The sequence below is a fragment of the Parafilimonas sp. genome, assembly GCF_051953455.1.
In the GTDB taxonomy this organism is placed as follows: Bacteria; Bacteroidota; Bacteroidia; order Chitinophagales; family Chitinophagaceae; genus Parafilimonas.
In genome coordinates this window covers 1-15,474 of record NZ_JBQCIT010000018.1, presented here as the reverse complement: position 1 = coordinate 15,474, position 15,474 = coordinate 1, and the positions used below count along the sequence as shown (strand labels likewise).

The following is a 15,474-nucleotide window of genomic DNA, read 5'->3' as shown; positions in this document are numbered from 1 at the left end:
TTTGTACTCTGCTCCAGTCACATCAATATGCATTACCGGCACACCGTCATAAGCAAGCTTAAAAACCCTATTTTCCCGTTGCAGAATTTTTTGACGATTGAAAAATACGGTAAGCTGTTTGAATATTGGTTATTTATCAATCAAATTATAACAGCTTAAAGTTTTTACACTTTTTAGCGCACGCCTTACAATAAATTATTTATTGCTTCAGCTAACTAAATCTATCCGGGATAAAACGTAAATTTTGTCCTGAATTCTTTCAGCTCATCTTCAAGGTTCGTCTCCGGCAAAGGAATATATTCAAGCAGTTTCGATTGTCTTTCCACTTCGAGATTAGGACCGGTGTAATTCTGGTTAATAAAGAAAGATTCCAGCTCTTCATACACATTCCTCATCACATCAACAATATCAAGAATGCTTAAAGTTTTATCTGAAAGATTATAAGTGCCCGCCGGAATATCGGTGTTTAACAACTTGGCAAGTACATCGGTTGTTTTATTGATATGAATAAAGGAACGGTGCTGGCTGCCCACACCGTTTATGGTAATGCGTTTTATAAAATGGGCGTCAAACATAAACCGGTTTATAACAGCATCAAAGCGCATGCTCTTGCTGTATCCGTAAACATTACCAAGCCGTATGATGATAGTTTTTATTTTACCTTCCAAACGTTTTATATGCCGTTCTGCGCGAAGCTTTGAGATAGAATAAAAATTATCAGGCTGTGGCAAAGAATCTTCTGAAACAGGATCTGTGGTATTGCCATAAACGCCGGTGCTGCTTAAAAATATTAATTTTTTTACATTACTTTCTTCCAATGCATAAGTAAGTTCTGCGGTGCCCCAATGATTGGTTTGTTCATAAATATGACCATCAGTATTGGCAAACGGCGTTGTTACTTTTGCAGCAAGATGAAATACAACGTCAATACCTTTTAGTGTGCTGCGCAGCTTGCGCGAATCAAGTATTTCACCATGTATAAATTTGACTTTCGGAGATGTGGCCCTGTGGCCGATGAACAGATTATAATTGCCGCGGCTTAAATTATCATATACAGTTATGCTGTCAACTTCAGGCAATTCTCCAAGTGTATAAACCAGTTCGGTGCCTATATATCCGGCGCCGCCTGTAATAAGTACATTCATTTAATATAGTTGTTGATGGCTTTAAAAAATTAAGGATAGTTATTTTTCAACGAGTTCGGTGTTCAGGCCGCATTCGGTTTTCTTAAGTCCAAACCACCGGCCGTTTCTTCCGTCCATACTGTCAAGGTCCCACTTGCGTGTGCACGGTTCACAGCCAATACTGAAGTAACCTTTATCTTCAAGCGGGTGATGGGGTATTTTATGTTCACGCAAATAATCGTAAATCATCTTGCTTGTCCAGTCGAGCATAGGATGAAAACGTATAGTTCCAAGTTTAGCTTTTTCCTCCACTTTAAAATTCTTGCGTACTTCTCCCTGGTCTGCACGCACGCCGTTTATCCAAATATCGTATTGCGCCAAAACGGGTTCAAGCGGAACCACTTTATTTAAGTGGCAGCATAAATCAGGATCACTGGCAAATAAAAGCCTGTTATTGGCATCGCGCTGGTTGATCTTGGCGGTGGCAGAATAAACATTAATGAGGTTTAATCCAAACAACTTTGCAATCTCGTCGCGATAACTTAAAGTTTCCGGGAAATGATAGCCCGTATGAATAAAGTAAACCGGTATGGTATTATCAATTTTACTTAATATATGCAGCAATACGGTGCTGTGTGTTTGGAAAGAGGAAGTGGTAAACAGCTTTAGGCCAAGCTGTTTATAAATCTTAATTCTGTCGGCTATTTGTTCTTCTGTCATAACTATGTTTTTCCATTTTGATTAATTGTTGCAAAAAGAAAAAGCCTTCCCTGTTGAGAGAAGGCTTTTATATTATCAATCTGTTTGTTTGTTATTACAATAGCATAATCCTTCTCCGAAAAGATATGTTACACATACAACAACACATTGAAGAAAGATTTTTCATTGGCTGCAAATATAAAACGATTGATTATTAAAATTCCAAAATTAATTTTTTTGATGAGGGCAATTGAAACACTGTAAACAGGTTATTGATTACCACATAATTCTTTTTACCAGAAAAATAATGCTGCCTTAAAGAAGCAGGGCAGCCAGCAGGTAATCTGCAAGCAAAATTAAAATACAGCTTACAATTACTGCGGTGGTACTGGCCCGGCCAATTTCAAAAGAACCGCCTTTTACATAGTAACCATAATAAGCGCCAATGGTACTTATAATGAAGGCAAATGTGTAAGCCTTAGCCATAGCGAAAGGAATATTTTTAAGATTAAGGCTTTGCCTTAATCCTATATCATAGGTTTCCGGCGAAAGAATACCGGAGAGGCTGCCGCCAACACGGCCACCCCAAATAGCCAGCGTCATAGAAATAATAATTAATGCCGGGATAACCAATAATGCTCCCAGCACTTTTGGAAAAACCAGGTAATTGCGTGTATTAATACCCATAATTTCCAGTGCATCTATTTGCTCGCTTACGCGCATGTTACCCAGTTCGCTTGCAATCTTGCTACCCACAACACCGGCTAATACAATACAAACCAATGTGGGTGAAAGTTCAAGTATAATTGTATCGCGGGTAATCTGGGAAATAGTGGCTTTTGGAATTAACGGGCTTACCAGCTGGTAGGCTGTTTGCACCGTGGTTACAGCACCAAGAAATACCGAAATAATGGCCACGATGGGTAAAGAACCTATGCCTATTTCAGCAGACTGGTGCATGAATTCCTTCCAGTACATTTTAAAGTTTTCGGGCCGGGTAAACATGCCCCGTAACATTAAAAGATATTTCCCTACGTGGCTGAGAAGACGTCCTATCATATATTACCAGTTAAGATAATTCATATAAAAATTGTACCCTAAAACAAAGCTAATTGAATTAAGGCTGCAAATTCATGCCAAACCACGCCATTATACCGGCGCCGTTTTGCAATGCTTCTTCATCTACATTAAACTTTGGTGTGTGCACATTGTGCACAATGCCTTCGGCTTCATTGCGCACGCCAACCCTGTAAAAACAGGCAGGGATTTTTTGCGCATAAAAGCCAAAATCCTCAGCGCCCATGCGTATTTCTGTTTCTTCAATATTATCAGCACCAAAATATTCTCTGGCAAGATTGCTTGCTTTTTCTGTAATAACCTCATTGCTGTAAACAGCGGGGTAGCCTACATCAACCAACACATCTGCTTCAGCGCCCATAGCTGCTGCAATTTCTTTTACCTGCTTTTTTATAAGTTCATGCGCTTTATAACGCCATGTTTCATCCATAGTTCTGAAAGTGCCCATCAGCTTTACTTCCGAAGGAATAACATTGGTGGTAAAACCACCGTTAAAACTGCAGATTGATAAAACGGATGGCGTGAACGGATTGGCATTACGGCTTACGATCTGCTGCAAACTCACCACCACCTGTGATGCAATTAAAATAGTATCGGCAGTTAAATGCGGTGATGCGGCGTGCCCTCCTTTTCCTTTGATGGTTATATAAATTTCATCGGCGCTTGCCATAATTAAACCACCCCGGAAACTTAGTTTGCCAATAGGCAAACCCGGATGCACATGCATGGCAAGAATGGCCTGTGGCTTCGGATTTTCCAGTACGCCTTCTTTAATCATAATGCTGGCGCCGCCGGGATTTTTTTCTTCGCCCGGCTGAAAAATAAGTTTAACGGTGCCCTGCCATTCATCGCGCAAATCATTCAGAATTTTTGTGGCGCCAAGCAAACAGGTGGTGTGCACATCATGACCGCAGGCATGCATTACGCCATTGTTCTTCGATTTATAAGGCACATCATTTTCTTCTGTAATCGGCAATGCATCAATATCAGCCCTTAATGCAATTATTCTTGAAGAAGGATTTTTACCTTCAAGCAACGCAACAATACCAGTGCCTGCTATTTTTTCAAAAGGAATATTCCATTGTTTTAACTGCTCACCGATATATTCACTGGTTTTAAATTCCTGGAAACTCAGTTCCGGATGCGCATGCAGGTGGCGCCTTATGTCGAGCATCTGCGGCGCATATTGTTTGGTTAAATCTTTTATTTTTTGAGGAAGCATAAATCAGCTTTATTGAAACTGGCCGGCCTGTGGAATGTATTCAATTACATCGTTAACAACATAAGCAGGGTTGGATATATAGGTGCTTAATTGTTTGCGGAAATCTTCAGCATCTGTTCGTTGCACAAAATTACCTATACGCACTTTAAAATAAGGCGACTGGTATAAAACATATACTTTCTGATCTGGAAAATTTTCAAGTAAGGTAGCTTTTAATTTAAAAGCATCATCGCGGCTTCGTGTGTTTAAAACCTGCAGCCGGTAACCCCTGAACAAACCATCGGCGGTCATTTTAGATGTTACTTTATTAATGGCAGCCTGCTTTTCAGCCAGCAGGTCAATCCTTGCGTCTTTATGCACAATAATGGTATCATTTGCTTTTGCGGCAGCAAATACAAAACATGCAACCAGGAAAAAAAATAAATGTTTCATTGCTATTTTCATAAATCAAACACTCTGCTGGCAAAGTAAGGCAAAATAAGTTTTATATAAAGTGAAACTTAGGAATTACGCCCCAGGTTCATTCTGCTCCGATACTATCTGTACACTGCTGCTGCAGCCGATACGTGTTGCGCCGGCATCAATTAATTCTTGGGCGAACGCATACGTTTTAATGCCGCCTGAGGCTTTTATCTGAATATGTTCCGGTAAATGTTTACGCATTAATTCAACGGCATGAACGCTAGCGCCTTTTTCTGCATAGCCGGTTGAAGTTTTTAAGAAATCAATTTCAGCAGGTGCATATAATTCGCAGCAACGGATAATTTCTTCATCGGTTAAAACACCTGATTCTATAATCAGTTTAATTACTTTACTGTTTTGTTTAACCGCAGGAATAATATGATTGATTTCATTGGCAAGATATTGCCAGTCGTTATTTTTTAGCGCAATAAGATTGATCACCATATCCAGCTCGTCGGCGCCATCAACAATTGCGAGCAAAGTTTCAGCCAGTTTGGCTTCAATAGCCGAATAACCAAACGGAAAGCCAATAACCGTAGCTGTTTTTACAGCAGTATTTGCCAGTTGTTGTTTTGCCGTTTTAATAAAAGGTGGCGGCACACACACGGCGGCAAAATTGTATTGTTTTGCTTCGCTGCATACGCGTTCTATATCTGTAATTAAAGTTGTTGGCTTTAATATTGTGTGATCGATATACCTGTTTATCTGCATGGTAAAATATTGTAGCTGCAAAGAAAAATCATAATAACAATACATCCTTGCATTGAATTTTTATCTTCGGCAGGTATGAAGCAAAAACCGCAAAGAATTATTTCACTTGTTCCTTCCCAAACAGAACTTTTATATGATCTGGGGTTAAACGCAGAAGTAATTGGCATTACAAAATTTTGTGTGCATCCAGATGAATGGTTCAAAACAAAAACAAGGATTGGCGGCACGAAAAATATAAATATTGAAAAAATAAAATCATTAAACCCCGATCTTATAATTGCCAATAAAGAAGAAAATGTAAAAGAGCAGGTTGAAGCTTTGCAAGATTTTACGAACGTTTATGTAAGTGATATTTTCAATCTTAATGATGCACTGGATATGATTTTGCAGGTGGGCAAACTTTTGCATAAAGATGAAGCTGCCGATAACATAACAGCATTGATCAGAAATAAATTTTCGTCACTAAAAATGATTAAGCAGGAGAGAAGGGCTGCTTATCTTATCTGGCAAAATCCATTCATGGCTGCCGGCAGTGATACATTTATACATGACATGATGCAGTATTGCGGCCTTCAAAATGTGTTTGCAGATAAATTGCGCTATCCCGAAACAACAATTAAAGAACTGCAATCGCTGAACTGTGAAGTATTGCTGCTTTCTTCAGAACCTTTTCCTTTCAAACAAAAACAGGCAGATGAAATACAATCCCTTTTTCCTTCAGTAAAAATTATGTTGGTTGATGGAGAAATGTTTAGCTGGTATGGCAGCAGGTTAATATATGCAGCAGATTATTTTGATAACCTTATTCAATCCAGACTATTGGTCTGACGCTTTAATGCGTCTGACCAGGTATTTAATAATCTTCCCGTTTTAATTTTTTTCTTCCTTCTTTAAGCGATGATTGCAGCTTTTTATTTTCAAGCCTTCTTTCTTTTACGCCTTTTGGAATTTTAGTAGCGATCCTTATTTTCTTTGGCTGCAATGCATGGTTCACAAGCGCATTCATCTTTTCAATTACAGATTCTTTATTGCCCATCTGCGTTCTTTCGGTTTGGGATTTCACCAGGAAAAAGCCATCAGTTGTTATGCGGTTGGAAAGCTTTTCTGCAAGCAATTGCTTTTGTTGTTCCGTTACCAGATCCGAAGCATCAACAAGCCAGCGGCCTTCCACCATTGTTTCCACTTTATTTACATTTTGCCCGCCTTTACCACCGCTGCGGGCGGTTTTAAAAATAATTTCGCTGCTTATATCAATCTTCATGATCTTAATTTTAAACGCTTAAACAAAATTACATAACATGCGTGCAGTTATACAACGTGTTTCAGAAGCTTCTGTAACAGTTGATGGAAATATTACAGGCAGTATTAAAAATGGCCTGCTTGTTTTTATAGGAATTGAAGATGCTGATACCATGGAAGATATTGAATGGCTGAGTGGTAAAATAGTTAACCTCAGGATTTTTAATGATAATAATGGTGTAATGAATATTAATATTAAAGATATTGATGGCGGTATTTTGCTGGTTAGCCAGTTTACCTTGCAGGCCTCCACCAAAAAAGGAAACCGCCCTTCTTATATAAAGGCAAGTAAACCTGAAATTGCCATCCCGTTGTATGAAAACATGATTGTGCAACTTGAAAAAGACCTCGGCAAAAAAATTGGAACCGGTGTTTTTGGCGCCGATATGAAAGTGAGATTACTGAACGACGGGCCTGTAACAATATGGTTTGATACGAAACAAAAAGAATGATTATTTATTTAAGACCTTTTGTGAAAGAAGTCTTAAATACTATCGTTTTATTTTATTTATTGAGATATGTTAAAGCGCTATAACTATTTTGCCGTTTTTAAAATCTATCACCTAAAATTTATTTACTTATGAAATTGCTTGCAATAGCTTTACTTGGCTGCATGATTGGCCTCGCAGCTTGCAATAGCGGCGGTTCTGCCTCTTCCAATACCGATTCTACTGCTGCAGATTCTACTGTAGCTGCGGGCAGCACAGATGGGTTTAAACTTGGTGTGCAAATGTGGACATTCAGGCTGTTTACATTCACCGAAGCGCTTGATAAGGTTGACAGCGCCGGTATAAAAAACATTGAAGCTTTCTGGGGTCAAAAACTTGGCGGCGATATGAAAGGCGAATTTGGTGCAGGCATGGATGCTGATACACGCACAAAGCTTAAAAAACATTTGCAGGATAAGGGCATACAAATCGTTGCCATGGGCGTTATCACACCAAAAGATAAAGAGGAATGGATAAAGGCTTTTGAGCTGGCAAAAGAATTTGGCCTGAGCTATATTACGTCCGAGCCAATAAAAACACAGTGGGACATGATTGACAGCCTTGCCGGCGTTTATGGTATAAAAATCGCTATTCACGATCATCCAAAACCAAATGCATACTGGAGCCCGGATTCTGTTTTAGCTGCCATAGCTAATCATTCCAACATTGGTTCTTGCGCTGATATTGGCCACTGGGCACGCAATGGCATTGACCCCGTTGAAGCATTGAAGAAACTGGATGGCCACATTATTGGTGTGCATTTAAAAGACATTGTGAAATTTGATGATACAGAGGCCGCAGACACCGTAGTTTCAAAAGGAGTGCTTGATTTCCCGGCCATATTCACTGAATTAAAAAGACAGAATTTTAATGGAATGATGTCTATTGAACATGAATCAAACTGGGAACATAACCTGCCCGATGTAATATTTACAAAGCAGTATTTTGATGAGCAGGTAGCTAAATTGAAATAGCCGCCCGGTTGTTTATGTTTTGCAAATGTTTCCAGCCTGTGCATACCTGCATGATGTTTGCACTATTTCCATAACAAAATAAATAACTATGGAAAAACGTGCTAAACTTGAGGCAATTGACAAAATGCTTCGTGAATTGGATGACGTTAAAAATTCGCAAACATCTTTATTAAAAAAGATTGCGCAATTAGAGGCGGAAAATATTAATGCAGGTGTGAGCCTTCTTGATAAATCACTGCCCGATGTGCATGGCCACGCAGATGATACGCTTGAAACAGTTTCCAAACTCATAGAAGATTTGCAGGTGCACCGCGATGATTTTGCAAAAAAGTATAATCTTAATGCACCTGAAGAAGCAACAACTTAGTATTTGATAAAAAATTACATAAAGCCTGCGCTAAAGCAGGCTTTTGTTTTAATAGCGATAAAATATTATTTCAGTTAATAACTTGTTTTTTATTGTAATAAATCACACTTACTTTTGCCGTATTCAAAGCGCCCTTCATTCATGAACTCATTAGTTTATTTACTTGATACAGTTGTTACAGGAAATTCAGCAGACTATGTGCCGATCGGCATACAAATAATTTTTGCCGCAGGCTTTGTTGCCACTGTGATGATTGCAACACACCTGCTGGGCCCAAAAAGGAAAACAGCGGAAAAACTCGAAAACTTTGCAAGCGGTATAGAAAGTCATGGAAATGCACGACAGCCCTTAGCCATCAAGTATTTCCTGGTGGCTATTTTATTTGTACTGTTTGATGTGGAAGTGATATTCTTTTATCCTTATGCAGTAAATTTTAAATCGCTGGGCTGGAATGGGTTTATTGAAGTGTTGTTGTTTGTGGGTTTCTTTTTAACAGGATTTATCTATATAATAAAGAAAGGCGCTTTAAAGTGGGAAGATTAAATATTTAATTTGAAGATTTCCTGCCTTTGGCAGATAGGAAGTACGTGCTAATGAACTGAGGCTGAATTTTCAAATTTTTAAATTTTCAAAATTAAGATAATGGCAAGACCGGTTAGATTTAATATACACCCAAAAGGAACATCTATTCACGATAATATAGCATTGGCCGATATGCCGGAAGGCTCAATGGGCGAAGGCTATTTTGCAACAAACCTTGAAAAGGTGATTGGCCTGGCAAGAAAAAATTCTATATGGCCTTTACCTTTTGCCACAAGTTGTTGCGGCATTGAATTTATGGCTACCATGGCGGCAACGTACGACCTTGCACGCTTTGGTTCCGAACGTTTGGGTTTTACACCGCGCCAGTGCGATTTACTGATGGTAATGGGTACTATAGCCAAAAAAATGGGCCCTGTTTTAAAACAGGTTTACCTTCAGATGGCAGAGCCACGCTGGGTTTTGGCAATGGGCGCCTGCGCTGCATCGGGCGGCGTATTTGATACGTATTCTGTTTTACAGGGCATTGACCAGATTATCCCGGTTGATGTGTATATTCCCGGTTGCCCGCCAAGGCCGGAAGCCGTGATTGATGGTGTTTTGAAAATACAGGACCTGGTGCATAACGAAAGTTTGCGCAGAAGAAACAGTGAACATTATAAAGCGTTGCTTAACAGTTATGGCATACAATAAGCCCCGATCCCCTAAAGGGGAATTAATCAGGTGCTTAACAGAATAAATTATAAACTTTAAATAACATCCGCCGCGGCGGACCGGGCAATGGGTTTAACTTACGATAGAATTAAAGAAAAGCTTACTGAAAAATTTGGCGGCGAGGTTAGCAATTTTGAAGAGCCTTACGGCATGCTTTGCTTTGAAGTGCCAAAAGATATGAACCTGAAAGTAATGCAGTTTCTGTATGATGATGATGAACTTCGTTTCAGGTTTCTTACCACATTAAATGCCATTCATTATCCGGATAATAAAGGCCGTGAGTTAGCCATTGTATATCATTTGCACAATATGGTTGACAATGTGCGTTTGCGCTTTAAAATTTATGTTGATATAACAAAGCCCGATGTATTTACGGCGACAAGATTGTTTGAAGCAGCCAACTGGCTTGAACGCGAAACATATGATTTTTACGGTGTAAATTTCATTGGGCATCCAAACCTTGTGCGCATATTAAATGTGGATGAAATGGATTATTTCCCTATGCGCAAAGAATATCCTCTCGAAGACCAGACAAGAAAAGATAAAGACGATGAAATGTTTGGCCGCGGTGGTTCTGTGGGTTATGGAACTGTAAAAACAGATGCGGATACAACCATAGCAGAATCTGAAAAAGGTAATGTTGGCGATAAACTGATTTAAACGATAAGATTTATTCTACATAAATGCAAGACGTAGTATCAATAAAAGATAATCATATTGTTCTTCCGGATGGTTCCATAGAAAAACAAACTACCACGCTTAATCTCGGGCCAACACATCCGGCCACGCATGGCGTTTTTCAGAATATACTGGAAATGGATGGCGAGCGTATTGTTTCTGCCAAACAAACCATCGGTTATATTCACCGCGCATTTGAAAAAATTGCAGAACGCAGGCCGCTTTATCAAATCACGCCGCTTACCGACCGCATGAATTATTGCAGCAGCCCCATCAATAACATAGGCTGGCATACAACCTGCGAAAAACTGTTAAAGATTCAGACGCCTAAGCGTGTTGATTATCTCCGCGTAATCATAATGGAACTGGCAAGAATTTCAGATCATCTTATCTGTAATTCAGTGGTGGGCGTGGATGCCGGCGCTTTTACCGGTTTCTTGTATGTAATGCAATACCGTGAGCTGATTTATGAAATCTATGAATCTGTTTGTGGTTCCCGCCTAACTACCAATATTGGCCGCATTGGCGGTTTCGAAAGAAATTTTAATAATGTAACCTGGGAAAAACTGGAAAGGTTTTTAAAAGAATACCCAAGAGCATTAAAAGAACTTGACGACCTTTTACTGCGTAACCGCATCTTCATGGAACGCACGATTGGCGCAGGCCCCATAAGCGCAGAACGTGCGTTGAATTATGGCTTTACAGGCCCTAATTTGCGTGCTGCCGGCGTTGATTATGATGTGCGTGTACATTCACCTTACTGCAGTTACCAGGATTTTGATTTTAAAGTTCCGGTTGGCAGCACCGGTGATTGTTATGACCGTTTTTTGGTACGCGACCAGGAGATGTGGCAGTCGATGAAGATCATAGAACAGGCTTATCAGAAAATACAGGATTTTAAAGGAGAAGAAGCAGAGGTATATCATGCAGATGTTCCTGAATATTATCTTCCCAAAAAAGAAGATGTATATACGAAGATGGAGCAGTTGATATGGCATTTTAAAATTATTATGGGTGAGATTGATATGCCGGTTGGCGAAGTATATCATTGTGTGGAAGGCGGCAATGGCGAACTTGGTTTTTATTTAATAAGCGATGGCGGCAGAACGCCTTACCGTTTGCATTTCCGCAGGCCCTGCTTTATTTATTACCAGGCCTATGAAGAATTGGTGAAAGGGGCCATGCTGAGCGATGCAGTTATAACAATGAGCAGCCTCAATTTAATTGCAGGCGAAATGGATAGTTAATATTTTGAATTGAACATAAATGGTCAAATTTTCAGAAGAAAAAATAAAAGAAGTTAATGAGCTGATCAGTCATTATCCTGAAGGCAAACAGAAAAGCGCCTTGCTGCCTTTACTGCATATTGCACAGGAGGAATTTGGCAACTGGCTGGATGTGCCTGTAATGGATTATGTTGCTGAGCTTTTAAGTATTGAACCGATTGAAGTGTATGAAGTGGCAACCTTTTACAGCATGTATAATTTAAAACCTGTTGGTAAATATATGTTTGAGGTTTGCCAGACAGGGCCATGTATGCTGAGGGGCAGCGATGATATTATTGCCTACATTGGGGAGAAACTTGGCATTAAGCCAGGCGAAACTACAGCGGATGGTATGTTTACTTTAAAAACGGTTGAATGTTTGGGCGCCTGTGGTTATGCCCCCATGATGCAGTTAGGAAAACATTATCGTGAACATTTAACCAAAGAGAAAATTGACCAGTTAATTGAAGAGTGCAGAACAAATGCAACCAGTCTTAATTAGTGAAAAAACTTTATTTCATATTATCAGTAAGCATGCTGGCAGCCTGTGGCCCCGGTTCAGACCAGATTGCTGCAAACGACAGCGCTTTTAAAACCGAAGTACCTAAAGCGTTTGTAATAAATGCGGAAGAATATACAGGTTCGTTACCCTGTGCAGACTGTGAAGGCATTGATGTATCGCTTCAGCTTAATAAACATGACAGCAGTTATATAATGACTTCAGTATATAAAGGCAGCAGGGTTGACAGCAGTAATAATACGTTTAAAGACACGGGAACATGGAATATACATGGTGTTGACACGTTGTATTTATTGCACGGCAGCAACTCCGTTAAATATATAAAAACAGATACAGCTTTGATTCAGCTGGATGGCAATGGTAACAGGATAAGCGGGCCATTGGCCAGCAAGTTTATTCTACATAAAAAATAAATTATGTATCATCTGGTTCCATACTTGCATTTTAACGGCAATGCTGAAGAAGTGCTGAATTTTTATAAAGATGTTTTTGACGGTGAAATATTAGTCATTAACCGTTACGGTGACAGCCCGATGAAAGGTGATGAAAGTTTAAATGATAAAATCATTCACTCACGTTTAAAGTTTGGCAATAATATTATTATGATTTCCGATTCTTTTAACGGGCAGCTTGTCAACACAGATGGAAATATCCAGTTGTCTGTTGAAGTGGATGACGATAAAAAAATAGAGGAAGTATTTAATAAAATGGCTGAAGGCGGAAAAGTTACCATGCCGCTGGCAAAACAATTCTGGGGAGCAACTTTTGGAATGTTGCAGGACAAATTCGGTGTGAATTGGATGTTTAATTACGAAGGAAAAAAAGCTGAATAAATTGATAGCGTACAAGTGAGTGACACAACCGTGACGCCACGAAGTACTGAAGCTGATAACATAAAAAAATTCCAAAAAAGGAATGGCTATAAAAAAAGTTTTATTAGAAAAAGATCACGTTGAAGGCATCCGGTATTATGAAACATACCGGAGGGAAGGCGGTTACAGAAGTGTGGAGAAAGCGTTTAAAATGTCGCCTGCCGACATTGTGGAAGAAGTGAAAAAAAGCGGTCTGCGCGGTCGTGGCGGCGCAGGCTTTCCAACGGGTTTGAAATGGAGTTTTATTGCAAAACCCGAAGGTGTGCCGCGCCACCTTGTTTGCAATGCAGATGAAAGCGAGCCGGGCACTTTTAAAGACAGGTACCTGATGGAGTTTATTCCGCATTTGTTGATTGAAGGACTGATTGTTTCTTCTTACGCACTCGGCTCAAACACCACCTATATTTATATCCGCGGCGAATATGCTTGGATCGTTGATATTCTTGAACAAGCCATTGCAGAAGCAAAAAACAATGGCTGGCTCGGTAAAAATATTTTGGGCAGCGGTTTTGATTGTGAAATATATGTACAGCGTGGCGCCGGCGCCTATATCTGCGGCGAAGAAACGGCATTAATAGAAAGCCTTGAGGGCAAACGCGGCAATCCAAGAATTAAGCCGCCATTTCCTGCCATTAAAGGTGTTTGGGAAAGACCGACTGTTGTTAATAATGTTGAAACATTGGCAGCCGTCGTACCTATCATTAATGTGGGCGGCGAAGAATATGCAAAGATTGGCGTTGGCCGTTCAACAGGTACTAAATTAATTTCAGCATGCGGTAACATTAATAAGCCCGGCGTGTATGAAATTGACATGACTATTTCTGTTGAAGAATTTATTTATAGTGATGAATATTGTGGCGGTATCCCCAACGGAAAAAGATTAAAAGCATGTATCCCGGGCGGGTCGTCTGTGCCAATTCTCCCTGCCAATCTTTTACTGAAAACCGCCAAAGGTGAAACCCGCATGATGAACTATGAAAGTTTATCTGACGGTGGTTTTGCAACGGGCACTATGATGGGCAGCGGTGGTTTTATTGTGCTTGACGAAGACCAGTGCGTAGTGCGCCACACATTAACACTGGCAAGATTTTACCGCCATGAAAGTTGCGGGCAATGTTCACCCTGTCGTGAAGGCACCGGCTGGATGGAAAAGATATTAAAGAATATAGAATACGGCAAGGGTAAAATGAGCGATATTGATTTGTTATGGGATATCCAGAGCAAGATAGAAGGCAATACCATTTGCCCGCTGGGTGATGCAGCCGCATGGCCGGTTGCAGCAGCCATAAGACATTTCAGGGATGAATTTGAATGGCATGTGTTAAACCCCGATGAGGCCCAGCAGCACAATTATGGTTTGGCACATTATGCAGATGAATTGGCAGTAACAGCATAATCAATTCAAAAATAAAAAGTCAAAAATCAAAAAATTGGAGAACGATTATTTAATAGAAGACCCTCAGAAAACTTATAATATAAAGCATCGTGCTTTTCAGTTTTCAAAGGATATTCTATCATTCGTTTCCGAAACAAAATTTGAAAAAATATTTTATTCGATTTTTGATCAGTTAATACGAAGCGCAACTTCAATTGGAGTTAATCTTGTTGAAGCAAAAGCGGGCGCTTCAAAAAAAGATTTTTGAATTTTTATGTTATTGCTTTGAAATCCGCGAATGAAACAAAGTATTGGTTGTGTTTAATCAGGGATTCAATTCAATAAGATAAAAATAAAGTTGCCTATCTGTTACAGGAAGCAGATGAATTGTCAAAGATCATTGCATCGATAATTATTTCTGTTAAACAAGGCTGATGTTTTGGTTTTTGAATTTTTAATTTTGACTTTTTACTTATGGCAGAACAACAATTATTTAAAGTAACAATAGATAACATAACTGTAGAAGTTCCTGCAGGTACAACCATATTAAATGCTGCCCGCCAGATAGGGGGCGATGTGGCGCCACCGGCAATGTGCTATTATTCCAAACTGCAAAATAGCGGCGGTAAATGCAGAACCTGTTTGGTTGAAGTAAGCAAAGGTTCAGAAAAAGACCCGCGGCCAATGCCGAAACTTGTGGCCAGTTGCAGAACAACGGTAATGGATGGCATGGAAGTAAAAAATATTACTTCACAGCGTGTGATTGATGCAAGGAACGGCGTGGTGGAAATGTTATTAATCAATCATCCGTTGGATTGTCCTATATGCGACCAGGCGGGTGAATGCGACCTCCAGGACCTGAGCTTCAACCATGGTAAAGAGGGCTCCCGTTTTGATTTTGAGAAAAGGGTTTTTGATAAACATACTTTAGGCCCGCATATTCAACTGCACATGACGCGCTGCATTCTTTGTTATCGCTGTGTATTTGTTGCAGACCAGTTAACAAAAACAAGGCAACATGGAATTTTAGACCGTGGCGACCATTCTGAAATTGCTACATACATTGAAAAAAGCCTGGACAATGATT

The 15,474-nt window shown here is 39.8% G+C and carries 20 protein-coding genes and 1 pseudogene; 14 read left to right on the top strand and 7 right to left on the bottom strand.

What is annotated here, in order from left to right; all coding sequences use genetic code 11:
• Window positions 1-221 precede the first annotated feature (221 nt).
• The 6 genes from ACTHN6_RS07355 to deoC form a co-directional block, all read right to left on the bottom strand.
• Entirely contained in the window at window positions 222-1,145 is a 924-nt protein-coding gene (locus ACTHN6_RS07355) for an NAD-dependent epimerase/dehydratase family protein (protein ID WP_440435092.1), read from the bottom strand.
• Window positions 1,146-1,184: 39 nt separating this feature from the next.
• Window positions 1,185-1,844, bottom strand: a complete 660-nt coding sequence (locus ACTHN6_RS07350; RefSeq protein WP_440435091.1) for a phosphoadenylyl-sulfate reductase — start codon at window positions 1,842-1,844, stop codon at window positions 1,185-1,187.
• A 294-nt stretch (window positions 1,845-2,138) separates the two neighbouring features.
• Window positions 2,139-2,882 carry an MlaE family ABC transporter permease gene (locus ACTHN6_RS07345; RefSeq protein WP_440435090.1) on the bottom strand — a complete coding sequence of 248 codons (744 nt, stop codon included), beginning with the start codon at window positions 2,880-2,882 and terminating at the stop codon, window positions 2,139-2,141.
• A 58-nt stretch (window positions 2,883-2,940) separates the two neighbouring features.
• Window positions 2,941-4,122, bottom strand: a complete 1,182-nt coding sequence (locus tag ACTHN6_RS07340) for a M20 metallopeptidase family protein (protein WP_440435089.1) — start codon at window positions 4,120-4,122, stop codon at window positions 2,941-2,943.
• A 9-nt stretch (window positions 4,123-4,131) separates the two neighbouring features.
• The gene (locus ACTHN6_RS07335) at window positions 4,132-4,554 is read right to left on the bottom strand and encodes an SPOR domain-containing protein (RefSeq protein ID WP_440435088.1); all 423 of its coding nucleotides are present in this window, start codon (window positions 4,552-4,554) and stop codon (window positions 4,132-4,134) included.
• A gap of 75 nt (window positions 4,555-4,629) precedes the next feature.
• Window positions 4,630-5,340 (bottom strand): deoxyribose-phosphate aldolase, encoded by a 711-nt coding sequence (gene deoC, locus ACTHN6_RS07330; RefSeq protein WP_440435087.1) that lies wholly within the window; start codon window positions 5,338-5,340, stop codon window positions 4,630-4,632.
• Window positions 5,341-5,370: 30 nt separating this feature from the next.
• Between deoC and ACTHN6_RS07325 the strand changes: the two genes are divergently transcribed.
• The gene (locus ACTHN6_RS07325) at window positions 5,371-6,123 is read left to right on the top strand and encodes an ABC transporter substrate-binding protein (RefSeq protein ID WP_440435086.1); all 753 of its coding nucleotides are present in this window, start codon (window positions 5,371-5,373) and stop codon (window positions 6,121-6,123) included.
• A 25-nt stretch (window positions 6,124-6,148) separates the two neighbouring features.
• Here ACTHN6_RS07325 and arfB read toward each other — a convergent pair whose 3' ends face one another.
• Window positions 6,149-6,556, bottom strand: a complete 408-nt coding sequence (gene arfB, locus ACTHN6_RS07320) for an alternative ribosome rescue aminoacyl-tRNA hydrolase ArfB (RefSeq protein ID WP_440435085.1) — start codon at window positions 6,554-6,556, stop codon at window positions 6,149-6,151.
• A gap of 37 nt (window positions 6,557-6,593) precedes the next feature.
• Between arfB and dtd the strand changes: the two genes are divergently transcribed.
• The 13 genes and pseudogenes from dtd to ACTHN6_RS07255 form a co-directional block, all read left to right on the top strand.
• On the top strand, window positions 6,594-7,046 hold the full coding sequence (gene dtd / locus ACTHN6_RS07315) for a D-aminoacyl-tRNA deacylase (RefSeq protein WP_440435084.1): 453 nt from the start codon (window positions 6,594-6,596) through the stop codon (window positions 7,044-7,046).
• Between the two features lie 128 nt (window positions 7,047-7,174).
• Window positions 7,175-8,056 (top strand): sugar phosphate isomerase/epimerase family protein, encoded by an 882-nt coding sequence (locus ACTHN6_RS07310; RefSeq protein ID WP_440435083.1) that lies wholly within the window; start codon window positions 7,175-7,177, stop codon window positions 8,054-8,056.
• A gap of 88 nt (window positions 8,057-8,144) precedes the next feature.
• Window positions 8,145-8,423 carry a hypothetical protein gene (locus tag ACTHN6_RS07305; protein ID WP_090658246.1) on the top strand — a complete coding sequence of 93 codons (279 nt, stop codon included), beginning with the start codon at window positions 8,145-8,147 and terminating at the stop codon, window positions 8,421-8,423.
• Window positions 8,424-8,564: 141 nt separating this feature from the next.
• Window positions 8,565-8,966 carry an NADH-quinone oxidoreductase subunit A gene (locus ACTHN6_RS07300; RefSeq protein ID WP_440435082.1) on the top strand — a complete coding sequence of 134 codons (402 nt, stop codon included), beginning with the start codon at window positions 8,565-8,567 and terminating at the stop codon, window positions 8,964-8,966.
• A 99-nt stretch (window positions 8,967-9,065) separates the two neighbouring features.
• Window positions 9,066-9,656 carry an NADH-quinone oxidoreductase subunit B gene (locus ACTHN6_RS07295; protein ID WP_440435081.1) on the top strand — a complete coding sequence of 197 codons (591 nt, stop codon included), beginning with the start codon at window positions 9,066-9,068 and terminating at the stop codon, window positions 9,654-9,656.
• 87 nt (window positions 9,657-9,743) lie between these two features.
• Window positions 9,744-10,337: an NADH-quinone oxidoreductase subunit C gene (locus tag ACTHN6_RS07290; protein WP_440435080.1), complete on the top strand. Its 594-nt coding sequence runs from the start codon at window positions 9,744-9,746 to the stop codon at window positions 10,335-10,337.
• A gap of 23 nt (window positions 10,338-10,360) precedes the next feature.
• Window positions 10,361-11,602 (top strand): NADH-quinone oxidoreductase subunit D, encoded by a 1,242-nt coding sequence (locus ACTHN6_RS07285; protein WP_440435079.1) that lies wholly within the window; start codon window positions 10,361-10,363, stop codon window positions 11,600-11,602.
• Between the two features lie 19 nt (window positions 11,603-11,621).
• On the top strand, window positions 11,622-12,122 hold the full coding sequence (locus ACTHN6_RS07280; RefSeq protein ID WP_440435078.1) for an NADH-quinone oxidoreductase subunit NuoE family protein: 501 nt from the start codon (window positions 11,622-11,624) through the stop codon (window positions 12,120-12,122).
• Entirely contained in the window at window positions 12,122-12,553 is a 432-nt protein-coding gene (locus ACTHN6_RS07275; RefSeq protein ID WP_440435077.1) for a copper resistance protein NlpE, read from the top strand. The genes ACTHN6_RS07280 and ACTHN6_RS07275 overlap by 1 nt, the downstream gene beginning before the upstream one ends.
• 3 nt (window positions 12,554-12,556) lie before the next feature.
• Complete coding sequence (locus tag ACTHN6_RS07270; protein ID WP_440435076.1) at window positions 12,557-12,973, top strand: VOC family protein; 417 nt, start codon at window positions 12,557-12,559, stop codon at window positions 12,971-12,973.
• An 82-nt stretch (window positions 12,974-13,055) separates the two neighbouring features.
• On the top strand, window positions 13,056-14,408 hold the full coding sequence (nuoF, locus tag ACTHN6_RS07265; RefSeq protein ID WP_440435075.1) for an NADH-quinone oxidoreductase subunit NuoF: 1,353 nt from the start codon (window positions 13,056-13,058) through the stop codon (window positions 14,406-14,408).
• A gap of 34 nt (window positions 14,409-14,442) precedes the next feature.
• Window positions 14,443-14,732, top strand: a pseudogene (locus tag ACTHN6_RS07260) (four helix bundle protein).
• A 129-nt stretch (window positions 14,733-14,861) separates the two neighbouring features.
• The coding region (locus ACTHN6_RS07255; protein ID WP_440435074.1) for a 2Fe-2S iron-sulfur cluster-binding protein at window positions 14,862-15,474 on the top strand (613 nt) is incomplete at its 3' end.

What these genes read in the sequence shown, in the direction of transcription:
- ACTHN6_RS07290 (WP_440435080.1), top strand. Translation starts at nt 9,744, where the DNA reads ATGGGTTTAACTTACGATAGAATTAAAGAAAAGCTTACTGAAAAATTT.
- arfB (WP_440435085.1), bottom strand. Translation starts at nt 6,556, where the DNA reads ATGAAGATTGATATAAGCAGCGAAATTATTTTTAAAACCGCCCGCAGC.
- ACTHN6_RS07345 (WP_440435090.1), bottom strand. Translation starts at nt 2,882, where the DNA reads ATGATAGGACGTCTTCTCAGCCACGTAGGGAAATATCTTTTAATGTTA.
- ACTHN6_RS07325 (WP_440435086.1), top strand. Translation starts at nt 5,371, where the DNA reads ATGAAGCAAAAACCGCAAAGAATTATTTCACTTGTTCCTTCCCAAACA.
- ACTHN6_RS07350 (WP_440435091.1), bottom strand. Translation starts at nt 1,844, where the DNA reads ATGACAGAAGAACAAATAGCCGACAGAATTAAGATTTATAAACAGCTT.
- ACTHN6_RS07285 (WP_440435079.1), top strand. Translation starts at nt 10,361, where the DNA reads ATGCAAGACGTAGTATCAATAAAAGATAATCATATTGTTCTTCCGGAT.
- ACTHN6_RS07300 (WP_440435082.1), top strand. Translation starts at nt 8,565, where the DNA reads ATGAACTCATTAGTTTATTTACTTGATACAGTTGTTACAGGAAATTCA.
- ACTHN6_RS07280 (WP_440435078.1), top strand. Translation starts at nt 11,622, where the DNA reads ATGGTCAAATTTTCAGAAGAAAAAATAAAAGAAGTTAATGAGCTGATC.
- ACTHN6_RS07355 (WP_440435092.1), bottom strand. Translation starts at nt 1,145, where the DNA reads ATGAATGTACTTATTACAGGCGGCGCCGGATATATAGGCACCGAACTG.
- ACTHN6_RS07340 (WP_440435089.1), bottom strand. Translation starts at nt 4,122, where the DNA reads ATGCTTCCTCAAAAAATAAAAGATTTAACCAAACAATATGCGCCGCAG.
- ACTHN6_RS07305 (WP_090658246.1), top strand. Translation starts at nt 8,145, where the DNA reads ATGGAAAAACGTGCTAAACTTGAGGCAATTGACAAAATGCTTCGTGAA.
- ACTHN6_RS07270 (WP_440435076.1), top strand. Translation starts at nt 12,557, where the DNA reads ATGTATCATCTGGTTCCATACTTGCATTTTAACGGCAATGCTGAAGAA.
- ACTHN6_RS07295 (WP_440435081.1), top strand. Translation starts at nt 9,066, where the DNA reads ATGGCAAGACCGGTTAGATTTAATATACACCCAAAAGGAACATCTATT.
- deoC (WP_440435087.1), bottom strand. Translation starts at nt 5,340, where the DNA reads ATGTATTGTTATTATGATTTTTCTTTGCAGCTACAATATTTTACCATG.
- dtd (WP_440435084.1), top strand. Translation starts at nt 6,594, where the DNA reads ATGCGTGCAGTTATACAACGTGTTTCAGAAGCTTCTGTAACAGTTGAT.
- ACTHN6_RS07310 (WP_440435083.1), top strand. Translation starts at nt 7,175, where the DNA reads ATGAAATTGCTTGCAATAGCTTTACTTGGCTGCATGATTGGCCTCGCA.
- ACTHN6_RS07335 (WP_440435088.1), bottom strand. Translation starts at nt 4,554, where the DNA reads ATGAAACATTTATTTTTTTTCCTGGTTGCATGTTTTGTATTTGCTGCC.
- nuoF (WP_440435075.1), top strand. Translation starts at nt 13,056, where the DNA reads ATGGCTATAAAAAAAGTTTTATTAGAAAAAGATCACGTTGAAGGCATC.